A 14,669-nucleotide genomic window follows, 5' to 3' on the forward strand; every position below is an offset into this window, starting at 1 on the left:
GGAATCTAAATGAGCGTAGTTCACAATCTCTCGGAAGTACTCCTTGAAAGTCAAAGAAATGGTTCTGGAATAACGTTTTGTGAAGCGGGAAGAGAACGGTTCATGTCATATGAACAGCTTCATCAGACTGCACAATTGGTGCTAGGTGAACTACAAGAAAGAGAAATGGGGGTTAAAAGTTATGTTGTGCTCCAGACAGAAGACAATGAACGATTTATTGTTCTGTTCTGGGCTTGTATTTTAGGTGGGATGATTCCAGTTCCGCTAACGGCGGGACGAACGGATGAAGGGCGGAGGAAGTTACTCCAAGTCAGCAAGCAACTTGGTGAGCCGTACTTGCTGTGTGAGCCTGACATTTGGGAATCTGTTGTCGCTTATTGTTCGAAGAATGAAGAGCATGATGCCATAGAGAAGCTCAAGAACAGAATGTTGTATATAGAAGAATTGATGGAAGCTGGAGTGGGACTTGGTCGACTGGGTAGCATTTATGACTCAACGGAAGAAGATGTAGCCGTTATACAGTTCACTTCAGGCTCAACAGGAGATCCTAAAGGTGTTGTATTGACGCATGGTAACTTGTTGTCAAATATGCGGGCGATCATGGCTGGGTCACAATCAACAGAAGCAGATTCATCTCTAAGTTGGCTACCGTTAACCCATGATATGGGCTTAATCGGATTTCATCTGACCCCGATTCTAGGAGGGATGAATCAATGGCAAATGCCTACATCGATGTTCGTACTTCATCCGATGAAGTGGATGGAACTGACGAATAAACATCGTATTACTTGTTTGTCATCTCCAAACTTCGGTTATGTTCATTTTCTTCAGCACTTTAAAGCTGAGGCTGCGCTGCATTGGGATTTATCTTCAGTACGCCTCATCTTCAACGGAGCGGAGCCGATATCAGCAGCTCATATTCGGCAATTCATTGCGCACATGAAGAATTATGGTCTTAGTGAAAATTGTATTTTCCCCGTATATGGATTAGCCGAGGCTAGCTTAGCTGTGACGTTCCCACATGTGGAGGAAAGGTTAAATACACTCTACTTGAACAGGAAGAGTCTGAATATCGATGACGAGATACAAATCATATCATCTGACGATCCAGATTATATCGAAATTGTAGAGCTTGGATTTCCAGTACTAGATTGTAATGTACAGGTATGCAACGAGAAGGGACAAGAAATCTCTGATGGAAGTATCGGTCTTGTGCATATCAAGGGTAGTAATGTAACAAGAGGTTATTTCAATCGACCAGATGTCAACGAAGTAACGATATCTCCAGACGGTTGGCTTAATACAGGTGATCTCGGATTTATGCGAGATGGGCGGTTATATGTGACGGGTCGTATGAAGGATATTATCTTCGTGAACGGACAAAACGTATATCCACATGATCTTGAGGCACTCGTAAGTGAGGTTAATGGTGCTGAAATCGGAAAAGTAGCCATTTGTGCTGTCCAAGAAGATGTGTCAAAACAAGATGAAATTGCGGTATTCGTACAATATCGCGGTAAGCTGGGCGGATTCATGCCGCTAAGAGATCAAATTCAGAGGCTCTTAAACCGAAGAACTGGATTCCAAGTGAAACTCATTGTTCCGGTACGACGCATTCCAAAGACAAGCTCAGGTAAAATTCAACGATATGTCCTTGCAGATAGTATGCGTTGCGATGAGTTTGCCACTGTTCTTGCAGAGTTGTACTTACTGGAGCAAACATTGGTAACAGAGCCTACTGTAGAAATCATTGTTCCTCCTACCACGGATAGCGAGCACAAAATATTGTCTATTTGGCAAAAGGTATTAAAGAGGGATCGGATCGGTATCGATAGTCATTTTCTGGAGCATGGGGGCAATTCGTTGCGGGCGACATACGTAGCGGCCCAACTGCAAGAGACGTTCGGTATAGATATTTCGCTTGGTGAGCTCTTTCAACATCATACGGTCCGCTCGCTCGCAACTTTTATTGACGATATGGTAGAGGGTAGCGTTCGAATTAAAGCGCAAGGGCCGATTGAGAAGGTAGAGTCGAGGGAATGGTATCCAGCTTCATCTGCACAGAGGAGATTATTTATTCTCGAAGAGATGAATCCGGGTTTGCTTAACTATCACCTGCCACAATCGATTACCATTGACGGCAAGTTGGATCTGGATAGATTCCAGCAAGCTTGGCGAGTACTTGTTGGACGGCATGCTAGTTTACGCACATCATTCGTCATGGAAGATGATCGGGTAGTACAGCGAATAGCTACGGATGTAGAAGTGCCGATTGCATATGCGGACGGTAGTGAATGGTTGGATAGCGGAATACAGAGCAGGATGAAATCATTTCTTCAACCTTATTCACTAGACAAAGCACCATTATTTCGGATTGAATTGATCACGCTGGAGGATGAGCGTCATCTGATGTTGTTCGATATGCATCATCTGATTACGGATGGGACGGCGATGGGTATTCTGATTGGAGAATTTGTTGCCTTGTACGAAGGTAAGGAACTTCTTCCAATGAGGCTAGACTACGGTGATATTGTCTTGTGGGAGGAAGCATCTAAACAAGACGAATGTAAGGTTAAACAGCAAATGTACTGGCGGCAATTATTCGACAATGGTGTTCCAACGGTTAATATCCCAATGGATTATTTGCGCCCCCTAAACCCTAGTTATAGGGGAGCAACAGAAAAAGTTATTGTGGATGCGAAGCTCACAACAGAGCTGGAGCTACTGGCTGCTCAAACGGGGAGTACGCTGTATGCCGTATTAGTATCGATTTATTACATATTGCTAAGTAAGTATACAGGAGCTGATGACGTCGTCATCGGTACAGCCGCAGCTGGAAGAACACGCTCGGAGATGGAAGGTGTTGTTGGCTTGTTCGTCAATATGGTGCCGCTCAGATTCCAGGTGGACCACACACTACCATTATCCCAATGCTTGAAAAAAATGAGCGGCGATCTGATGGCATCATTAGGTAATCAGGATGTTCCATATGAAGAGATTGTGGAACTCACTCAAGCTAAACGGGAATATGGTCGCAATCCGATGTTCGATACCGTGTTTACGTTGCAGAACATGGAGCTTCCAGAATTCAGAGCGACGGATGTGACATTTAAACCCGCGTCTATGGACACGAACACAGCAAAGTTTGATATGAGCTGGGAATGCGTCTCGTCAGATGAAGGTATTAATATTTCCATCGAATATGCGGTTGATTTGTATAGTTCAGAGACGGTGCAGCAGTTTGCTCGTCACTACATCGCCTTGGCGAGAGAAGCGGTTCGGTATCCTGATTCACCTCTGATCGATCTTGCCCTGCTAGATACGGATGAACGTTCAATGCTTATGAGCAATAGCCAAGCACAACAAACGCCGTACCCTAGAGATATTCCACTTCATCGGCTATTTGAACGGCAAGCTTCACGGGTGCCGGAACATATCGCTGTAGTGTTAGAAGAAGAGTCCTTGACATATGCTGAGCTAAATGAGGCGGCGAATGCGCTAGCGAGATGGATGATAAATCGTGGTGTAACGAAAACTTCGCGTGTTGCACTTCTACTTTCTCGATCTTGTGATATGCCGATTGCCATTCTCGCAGTCTTAAAAACAGGTTCGGCTTATGTACCAATCGATCCCAAGTATCCAGCAGAACGTATTCGATTCATGCTTCAGGATGCTGGTATTTCCACACTTATTGCGGGAGCATCGACAGCCAGTCTGTGCCGGGAGCTTCTGCACGATTCCAATATGAGTATCGATGTCATTGATATGGATGCTAGAAGCGGGGAGTGGGGGAAGGAAGATAAGCATAATCTGTCTATTGAATCAACGGCGCAGGATCTTGCCTATATTATGTACACCTCTGGCTCTACGGGTATTCCGAAGGGCATTTTGACAACTCATCGCAACGTTTCCCGAGTTGTTGTGGATACAGACTATATTCATTTAACAGATGAAGATGTCTTCCTGCAGTTGTCCAATTATGCCTTCGATGGTTCGACTTTCGACTTATACGGATCTTTGCTGAATGGAGCCAAGTTAGTTCTTGTAAATGAAGACGATCTGTTAGATATTTATCAGCTCATAAGGTTGATCAGAAACAATAATGTCAGTGTGTTTTTTACGACTACGGCATTGTTTAATACGTTGGTCGATCATGGACTGGAAGAGTTATCTACGCTTCGTCACATACTGTTCGGTGGTGAAAGAGCATCTGCCCCGCATGTTAAGAGAGCGTTACGTGCTCTTGGTCCTGGGGTGCTATTGCATGTATATGGACCGACTGAATCAACCGTCTTTGCAACTTGTTATAAGGTTGAAGAGTTGGAACAAGATGGAGTAGTCATTCCAATTGGCAAGCCGATTGCACATTCAGAAGCGTATGTCTTGGATGTGAGTGGACATATGGTTCCTGCACTTGTTCCTGGCGAGCTATGTATTGCTGGTGATGGGGTGGCTTCGGGTTATTTAAATATGCAGGAAATGACTGACTCTAAATTCATTGCACATCCCTTCAAGGCTGGGGAATTGTTATACAAGACGGGAGATTTGGTCAGACGATTACCAGATGGAAATTTAGAGTTTATGGATCGAATGGATACACAGGTGAAGTTGCGCGGGTTCCGTATTGAGCTTGGAGAAATCGAGAGTAAACTGCTAGAGTGCATAGGCATGAGAGAAGCGGTTGTTGTCTTGAAATACCGCGATAGTGATCCGCTCTTATGCGCCTATGTCGTTGCTGAAGAGTCGATATCTATTGAACAGTTGCGTACGGAGCTTGCAGCAAAGCTTCCGATGTTTATGGTTCCCTCTGCATTCGTACAGCTAGAGAAGCTTCCACTCACCGCGAATGGGAAATTGAACAAAAGTGCATTGCCTGAGCCGGATTATACCGCACAAGGAATAGCTGCTGCATATGTCGCGCCGGCGACTCTTACGGAGGAGAAGGTTGCTGGGATCTGGCAACAGGTGTTGAAGGTAGAAGTTGTAGGTGTATGCGATCATTTCTTTGAACATGGTGGGCATTCACTGAAAGCGGCGACGCTTGTATCTGAAATTTACAAACAATGCCAGGTTCGAATGCCGATCAAGGAGATTTTCCAGCGTCCTACGGTAAGAGAACAATCAGCATGGATCGACGGAGCAAGTAAAGAGGCATTTGATCCAATCTTACAGGCACCTATGTTGGCATCCTATCCTTTGAGTCCTTCACAACAGCGAATATTCCTTATTGAAGCAATGGGGGATGTTGGGATAACTTATCATATTCCACTTGCACTGCGTTTAACGAAGCAAGTTCAGCACAGTGAGCTTGCGAAGGGCTTTAAGAAGCTTATCAGCTTACATGAACCGCTCCGAACATCGTTCCGTCTGATTGGCGGCGAGGCATGTCAGATTGTGCATGAACAAGTCCATTTCGAGCTACAGGAAACGAAATGTGAAGAGAATGGGTTAGAAGAGTTGTTCCGAACTTTCGTACAGCCGCTAGACTTGATGCAAGCACCATTGCTCGACGCGAGCCTAGTAAGTTGTGAATCGGGTGAAGCCTACCTATTCCTCAATCTGCACCATATTATCGCTGATGGCATATCTATCGGGTTAATCATGGAGCAACTTGTACAACTAGTGGATGGAGAGCACCTAGAGCCACCTCTTGTTCATTACAAGGACTATGCCGTATGGAGAACCAAACAGAACGTAACTAAGCGACTGCTAGAGAGTGATCGTTATTGGCAGGATCAACTTGCAGCACCGCTACCACTTCTAGATATGCCACTTGATTTCCCTCGTGGAGAACGGCAATCTTTCGGCGGCGAGACAGTGGTATTCGACATCCCTGCACAGCTATCTAATCGCCTCCAAGAGTTGTCGGACACCATTGGCGTTAGTCTAAACAGCGTGCTATTTGCATCCTATGCGATATTGCTCCAGAACTATACGGGCCAGAGGGATTTGGTCATTGGTGCCCTAACGGCTGGAAGGACCCATCCTGATACGACAAATATGGTCGGGATGTTTAATGGATTCCTACCTATTCGTCTTGTAATGGAGGAAGTTGAAAGCTTCATTCAGATTGCAAAGGATACCCATGAACAATTGCTTGCAGCATTCGAGCATCAAGGAACTTCCTTTGATCGAATGATCGAAGCGGCACAAATGTCATATGAACCATCGCGTAATGCGCTGTTTGATACGATGCTGATTTTGCATAACCAGTTCCAAGCCAACCCTGAAGTGAAGGGTAGTACATGGGGATTACAACCCACTCCAATTAGCGGAAATGTTACATCCAAGCTCGATTTCAAATTAGATATTTATGGTCAGGGTAGCAGCGGTTTGCGGGGGGAATTGGAATTTAACACAAGTCTGTTCCGAAGAGAAACGATGGAGCGTCTTGCGGAGCGATTGTTGAGTCTGCTTGCGCAAGTGGTAGATCATCCAGTTGAGAGTTCTTCTTCTATTCGCTTGATCTCAGATATGGAGGAGCAAATCCTACTTCGGGAATGGAATGATACGACAAATGATTATCCACAAGGATGCACTATTCATGGAATGTTCGAGAAGCAGGTAGCGAAGACCCCTGATGCTATTGCGATCCGATCTCGTGAAGGGGCGCTTACTTACGGGGAACTGAATGAGCGGGCAAATCGACTTGCTCTGCAACTCCGTAATAAGGGAGTCGAGGCAGATTCGATCGTACCGATAGTTGCACAACGCTCTTTTGCAATGATGATTGGCATTATGGGTATTCTGAAGGCCGGAGGTGCTTACTTGCCTATCGACCCTGAATTCCCTGAGGATCGAGTTCATTACATTCTTGAAGATAGTGGGGCCACGCTTTTATGTGCCGAATGCAGATGGATAGAGCGGTTGTCATTTGAAGGAGAAATTGTTGATCTCGAAGGTTTAGACGAGAGCTTACAACTTCATCCGGAAGTGTTGAAACCAGTATCTAACTCACAGAATTTGGCGTACGTCATTTATACATCTGGATCTACCGGTAAGCCGAAGGGTGTCATGATTGAACATGAATCGGTCATAAATAGATTGAATTGGATGCAATCTCAATATCCTATAGATCCACAGGATATTATTCTACAGAAGACGCCTATTACGTTCGATGTTTCGGTATGGGAACTCTTCTGGTGGAGCTTTGTCGGGGCTTCCGTTTATTTGTTGGAGCCACATGGAGAGAAGGAACCGCAGATCATAATGAACGTTGTGGACGAAGAGTCCGTGACAGTCATGCACTTTGTTCCTTCCATGCTAAGCGTATTTCTTCAATATACAACGGAATCGAGACGTGATAAGCCGCTCGGTGATATGCGCTATGTGTTTACAAGCGGAGAAGCATTGAAGCCTGCACATGTGAAAGGTTTCTATCAAATGATTTCACGTGGAGAGACGAACACGAGTCTCATTAATTTGTATGGACCGACTGAGGCAACAGTGGATGTTAGCGCTTATGATTGTGCCAACTATTCACATGGATCAGTGCCAATTGGTGCACCGATATACAATACACGATTATATGTTGTTGATGAGCAGTTGAGTCTTCAGCCAATCGGCATTCCAGGAGAGCTATGTATTGCAGGGGTTGGCCTCGCTAGAGGTTATCTCAATCGTGGTGAGTTGACGTCAGAGAAATTTGTAACCGATCCATTCTTCCCTGGCGAGCGAATGTATCGGACAGGTGATCGTGCACGTTGGCTACCAGATGGTAATATCGAATATTTGGGCAGATTCGACCATCAGGTTAAGATCAGGGGTCAACGGATCGAATGCGGAGAGATAGAGCATGCTCTACTGCAGCTTGAGACGGTCTCGGATGCTATTGTCACAACCGTGAAAGATAGAATCGGTGAGGTCGCCTTGTGCGCTTACGTAGTAACAACTTATACACTTGATGAGCGTGAACTGAAGAATATACTCAAGCAGTCGCTCCCAGAATATATGGTTCCATCACTATTTGTTTTCATGAGTGAACTACCGCTAAGTGCCAGCGGCAAGACTGATCGCAATCGGCTTCCGCAACCGACGTATACTGATTCCGTTGGCGGGGGAGAACCGCGCAGTGATACAGAGCGGAGGCTAGCGGCGTTATGGAAGCATATCCTTGGCGTTGATCGAGTAAGTGTAGACGACCATTTCTTCGTATTAGGGGGACATTCGCTACGTGCTGCTCAGTTATCGGGAGCGGTGGAACAGCAACTAGAGGTCTCCTTCTCGTTGAAGGATGTGTTTGGAGCTCCAGTATTAGAGGATATGGCAGCGTTGATCGATGCGGCGTCGAGGAAAGCGGTAGTGCATATTCAGAGAACGAAGCAGCAGGCTACGTACCCATTGTCACTTGCTCAGAACCGCATGTTCGTGCTGCATCATGTGAATCCATCAGGCACGACGACCTACAATTTGCCGCTAGCGCTAAGGATGATAGGTGAGCTAGATGTGGAGAGGATGCAACTTGCGTTACAAGGTCTGATCGAACGGCATGAACCGCTAAGAACGAGCTTCGAATGGAACGATAGTGTGCCTGTTCAACGGATTCATGAACATGTGACGTTGATAGCAAATATAACAAGAGTTGAAGATGTGGATAGTGTGGATGAAATGAAAGGGTTTATTGAACCGTTTGACTTACAGCAGCCGCCACTTCTACGTGCTTCGTTAATTACAAATGGTGAACAAGATCATATGCTTCTGCTCGACATGCATCATATCGTATCGGATGGTATTTCCATGTCTGTGCTGGCAGGAGACTTCGCAGTGTTGTATGGCGGAGGCACGCTGACTCCGCTTGACATCCAATACAGAGATGTCGCGGTCTGGCAACAAGCTTGGATGAGTAGCGATGAAAGATATCGACAGGAGCAATATTGGCAGGAGACGTTGTCGGGCACGCTACCGCTTCTGGACTTGCCAACGGACAGGTCTCGCTCTTCCGAGCAGAGTTTTGCGGGAAGCAAGCTTATAGATACGCTACCTCCTTCATTGATGGAAGAGGTAGAGTCATTAGCAATCGCATCAGGTATGACACCTTACCATGTCATGTTAGCGTGTTTCCACGTTCTACTTTATAAAATGACGGGACAAGAGGATATTATCGTTGGAACACCGATAGGCGGAAGATTTCATCCAGTCACAGAGCCGCTTGTTGGCATGTTTGTCAACACGGTTGCCATACGTAGCAAGCCATCGGGTGAACTGACCTTCGCCGTGTTAGCGGAAGCGATAAAAGAGAGTGTACTGGGAGCAATGCATAATGGCATGTTACCGTTCGAGCATTGTGTAACCGCACTTGATGTACCTCGTGATCTAAGTCGGAATCCGATCTTCGATGTGATGTTTGTTTTGCAGAACATGGAGACTCCGATGATGGAGACAGATAAGCTTCAATGGAAGACATGCTCACTAGAACATGCTGTATCTAAGTTGGATATGACATTTGAGCTGGCAGAACGCGAAGGCAGAATAGATATCGCCGTAGAGTATGCGACCGCTTTGTTCGACAAGGAAAGCATTCGCAGAATGATTAGTTACTATATCCGTATTGTAGAAACGGTTACGCGTGATAAACATATTCCAATGTGTCAAATCAGTTTGCTGACGGCAGAAGAAGAAGTGAATCAGATTACTGCTTTCAATGAGACCGCTATAGCCTATCCAAGTCAAAGGACTGTGGAAAGTTACCTAGAAGCACAGGCGGAGTGGATTCCGCATGTAACGGCCGTTGTAGATGAATCGGCCCAAATATCGTATGGCGAGTTGAATGAGCGTGCGAATCGCTTAGCAAGGGCACTGAGAAAACGAGGAGTGAAGTGTGAGGATACCGTTGCCGTCATGATGGAACGTTCCATCGAGATGATCATTGCGATCTTCGGCATATTGAAGGCGGGAGCGGCGTATGTGCCAATATCGCCTCAATTACCTGAGGATCGCATTCAGTATATGCTTTCTGATTCTGGAGCAACGATCGTATTAACACGGGATATAGGAATGCGTAATTTATTACTAGGTTCCGAGATATTGGATGTCGCGGATATGCTACAACAGGAGCAGAATGGATCTGCTTTGGAAAAGATACATCATTCTCGAAACCTGGCCTACGTACTGTATACATCAGGTTCAACGGGTCAACCAAAGGGTGTCATGATTGAACATCATTCTGTCGTCAACCGTATCATGTGGAAGCAGAATAACTATTCCTTGGATATGAATGATGTCATTCTGCAGAAAACGCCGATCACATTCGATGTGTCGGTCTGGGAGCTGTTCTGGTGGAGTTTTGTTGGAGCTAAGCTGTGTCTACTTGAGCTTGGCGGAGAGAAAGATCCTGGCGCAATCGTAAATGCGATAGCCAAACATGCGGTGACGACCATGCACTTTGTACCGTCGATGCTTCATCTCTTTATGGATAGTCCCGGCATCGTTGATGCTGGTAAGGAGCTTGCGAGCTTGCGTACTATCTTCGCAAGTGGTGAAGCACTGACAGTCGACCATGTGGAACGATTCAGAAGTAATATAGGCAAACCATATCATGTGGCACTCGTGAACCTTTATGGCCCGACAGAGGCGACAGTTGATGTGTCGTATTACGATTGTATGTGCGAAGAAACCCTGACAAGTGTACCGATTGGGAAGCCAATCGATAACATCTCTTTATATGTGGTGAACGACGCACTGCAGATACAACCCGTAGGAATAGCTGGAGAACTGTGTATCTCAGGTGTTGGCTTGGCTCGTGGTTATTGGAGACGTCCTGATTTGACAAAAGATAGGTTTGTGAATAATCCGTTCGTATCAGGTGAAGTGATGTACCGGACAGGCGACTTGGCAAGATGGCTACCTGACGGCAATATCGAATACTTGGGACGATTGGATCATCAAGTAAAGATAAGAGGGTATCGGATTGAATGCGGTGAGATTGAACATACACTCACGAATCATCCTAGTGTGAAGGAAGCCGTTGTAATTAAGCGTGAAGGAACGGCTGGTTCAGCGCCATTCCTCTGTGCATATGTCGTAATGAATGAATCTGTAACCTCGATACAATTGCGTGAGCATTTGGCGATTACATTACCAGACTACATGATTCCAGCCGTCTATATGGAGCTTCCTCAGATGCCGTTGTCTCCGAATGGCAAAGTAGATCGGAAGGCATTGCCAACACCAGATGGAATGTTGGATACAGGGATAAGTTATGTAGAAGTTTCAGGTGACACGGAGCGAACGATCGCAGTTGTATGGGGAGAGTTACTTGGTCGCTCAGATATCGGTGCGAATCATAATTTCTTCGATGTCGGTGGGGATTCGCTACTCCTCATCCGCGTTCATCAACGTCTGGACGAGCTATATCCTGGTGTGCTGAAGGTGACGGATTTGTTCAATTATCCGACGATCGCATTGCTTGCTGAATATATCGACTCACGTGGTGATAAGCTTCGCCTTTGGCATTGGAGTGGTATTTCGTTACGGGAAGACTGTAGCAATGAAGCATATGCTGCGCAATGGAAGGGCTCGTTCCAGTTAACTTTGGACACAGATTTGGTACAGGGGCTTAATAAGCTCGCGGAGTCTCAATCCGTTACTGTTGAGTCGGTAACTTTGGCGCTTTACTTATTGTTCTGGAAGCAGCAAGCGAATTCGAATCTTATCCTATTGCCTGTCGCAACATCTAAAGGACGGATCGCTCCTGTTGAGATTGATTTCAGCACAGTGAAGGAGTTCGACGAAATGCTACGAGCAGTCGTGTCGTCCTTAAATGATGCTGAGGTGGACTATGATGTGCAACAGGTGAAGTTAGAGCGCGGAAGTCATGAAGGTTTTAGTGTGGCGCCGTTGTATGTGGATGGATCGAAGAATAGCATTGCTACCGGACAGGAACTGCTCCAAGTATTTGATATTGTCCTGATGATAGATAGTAGCAAGGGAACAGAGGTTAAGGGCGTCATTAATGGATTGTTGGAATTTAATGCACGCCGTTTGAAAAAGGAGAAAGTTAAGGAATGGGCGCAAGGTTATGTCAAACTGCTAAGGATGGCTGTTCATCAGTTTCAACAGACAGCAACATCCGGTACGGATGACAACAATAGAGATTGAACTAAAGACGAACCCATATACTCGTGATTCTCTTTAGAAATGATCGAACTTGTGAGTGCAAATTTCAGTTCAATCTCTATAGACAAATAAATCAAACAAGCAAAGGGGCACCAATGTGAAAAAGATATTATTAATGATTGGCAACATTGCGCTCTATTTGGGTATCTTCTATGCCGTGCTATTTTTGCTAAGGGCGACCTATCAGTGGGAGGTTACCACTGGCTTAGCGAAATTTATGGATTATAATCCTGCTATGTTCATGGGAGTGCTCTCTGCTGTCATCTTGTTGCTCTATATGTTGTTATTCCGTTTGAAGAAAAGCATATGGCCCGGGCAGGGACAAACCTTGTTTCAGGCGAGTAGGTTTAAACGCATCTCACTCAAAAATACCATGTTTATGTTTGGCATGGGGTTAGCCGGATGTCTATTCAGCATAGGACTCATGGAAATTGATTTTATTGCACGCAACTTCCCGTCCATTCCAGGTCTTGTGAATGACATGATGAGAAGTGAATCCATATTGTTCGTCATACTTGGCGTTGGTCTTCTAGGACCTATCTACGAGGAGATATTGTTTAGAGGATTAATTTACAAGCATTTACGATCCGTTATGCCTATGATTGCAGCGATTATTGTACAAGCTGCAATCTATGCATATTTTCAACCGAGTCTAAGTTTGTCTGCTATTGGACTTGGATCGGGGATTATATACGCTATTTTATGCATTAGATTATCCTCTATATGGGCTCCAATTATTGTACAAACTTCAGCGATGAGTCTGATCTTTATTGCTAAGTATGTTGGATTCTACGAAACGTTAAATAAACTGGGCGAAGGTATGTTGTATGTCATAACCATTGTGAGCCTACTCAGTTTACTAGCGGGTACTGTATATGTATGGAGAAGTGGCAATGGAGAAAACAGGAACCCTGTACAAGGGAAATCTATTCCGACGAGTGGGGGGTTATAATGTTGAAACAATGGGGTCTTATGTTAGCAAAAGTTGGCGTTATTATCGGGATTTATTTTGCTTGGTTCTTCACGGCACTTTATATATTCAATCATTTCATTTATCAGGATAATGCCTGGTTTCAACAGAATACATTAATCTTTATCGTCTTTAATGATATTGTGAGCTTCCCACTTATGTACCTCGCACTGAAATATATTTTTAAAGTGAATATATTTCAAGCTGCACGGTATCGGAAGATGGGGGCGAGGGCGCTTGTGCTCTCCCTACTTATTGGCTTAGGAGCAGGGTTATTTACAGTTGCATTCGCACAATGGCCTGGAATTCAATCCGAATTAGTACAATTCAATGTTCTTTTCGATTATCTTTATCGGGTTGAGTGGTATGTGTTTCTACTGTTCCTTCTTCTTGGAAACATATATAAGGAAACGTTATTTAGAGGGGTACTCCTTAATGCGTTTAGAGGCGTCCTTCCATTAGTTATTTCTATTGTTCTTCAAGGTATTTTGTACGGCGTATTATTTTTTACCGGCGATATCCCTCTATCGATTTACGGGTTTCTAGGAGCTGTTATTTTTGCTCTGATCTACGTCTGGTTCGATTCCATATGGGCGCCCATAGCCGCTCAAGTGGCTTGCCAAGGCATACAGTATATCTTGTGGCATTGGGGTCCTAAGACGGACAATCTTCCTGTCTTAATAACTGGAATGGTTATATCTCTCATAATCATTGTTCTTGGAATGTTCTTATCTAAGCGGGAGGTTCGTAATACATCAACAAACCAAGGGGCGATTAATCTGTGAGAACAGTATTGATATTCGCTAAATCTCTGTTATATCTCATCATTTATGCAGGAACCGTCATGCTTATGAATACAGCGATATACAACTGGATATCACAGCCGGATCTCAAAACTTGGTTTGACAACAATCCAGCAAGCATTTTTATTATCGCTAACCTAATTGTTCTTGCACTCTATATACCTCTGCAACGCTTGCAACGTGTTTCTTTTGCGGATCTGGGCTTTGTCTCTCCGAAATCGTTGCTCGTTAGCGCTGGAGCGGGTCTGTCACTGGGTCTGTTTATTGCATCATTCTCAGGGATCTCTTGGATCAAAGACAACTACCCTGAAATAGCTAATCTAGTAACGTTCATTATTGATGGAGGACACTTTTTAGTTATTTTGTTTGGCAGCATCCTACTAGGCTCTTTATTGGAAGAATGGCTCTTCCGTGGTTTGTTGCTACATTTGTTCCGCGAGCGATTCTCCACACTATTGTCGGTATTGCTACAAGCTGTATTTTTTGGGGCTGTCTTTATGAATATAACTGTGGGTCTCTTTGCGGCACTAGGAGCAGTTATTTATGGTGTGATTCGTGTCTCGACAGGGTCGCTATGGTCGTCATTAATTACACATATGATCAGTACGACCTCCCTGTATGTTGTATCGCTTTTCATAAAAGAATGGTCTTCAGCAACGGTGGTTGCACTTACCATTATTAGCGGATTGGCGCTATTAGCTCATATCTTTGTTCTATTATTTCGTTCTCGCCGGCTGCCACGGAATAAGCAAACAGCAGGTAGCTTCAAATAGAGTAGGAAG

General features: G+C 44.9%; 4 protein-coding genes. All 4 read left to right on the plus strand.

All coding sequences use genetic code 11. From position 1 onward, the window contains the following. Nucleotides 1-9 precede the first annotated feature (9 nt). The 4 genes from PBAT_RS19785 to PBAT_RS19800 all read left to right on the plus strand — a co-directional run bounded on the left by PBAT_RS19785 (nt 10) and on the right by PBAT_RS19800 (nt 14,660). Complete coding sequence (locus PBAT_RS19785) at nt 10-12,096, plus strand: non-ribosomal peptide synthetase (protein WP_068652153.1); 12,087 nt, start codon at nt 10-12, stop codon at nt 12,094-12,096. A gap of 115 nt (nt 12,097-12,211) precedes the next feature. Continuing rightward, nucleotides 12,212-13,066 (plus strand): CPBP family intramembrane glutamic endopeptidase, encoded by an 855-nt coding sequence (locus PBAT_RS19790; RefSeq protein ID WP_068652155.1) that lies wholly within the window; start codon nt 12,212-12,214, stop codon nt 13,064-13,066. Beyond that, nucleotides 13,066-13,869, plus strand: coding sequence for a CPBP family intramembrane glutamic endopeptidase (locus PBAT_RS19795; protein WP_246168373.1), 804 nt, complete (start codon nt 13,066-13,068; stop codon nt 13,867-13,869). Before PBAT_RS19790 ends, PBAT_RS19795 begins: the two co-directional genes overlap by 1 nt. Further along, entirely contained in the window at nt 13,866-14,660 is a 795-nt protein-coding gene (locus tag PBAT_RS19800; protein WP_068652157.1) for a CPBP family intramembrane glutamic endopeptidase, read from the plus strand. Before PBAT_RS19795 ends, PBAT_RS19800 begins: the two co-directional genes overlap by 4 nt. Nucleotides 14,661-14,669 lie beyond the last annotated feature (9 nt).

Source organism: Paenibacillus antarcticus (genome assembly GCF_001637225.1).
Taxonomy (GTDB): Bacteria; Bacillota; Bacilli; order Paenibacillales; family Paenibacillaceae; genus Paenibacillus_AQ; species Paenibacillus_AQ antarcticus.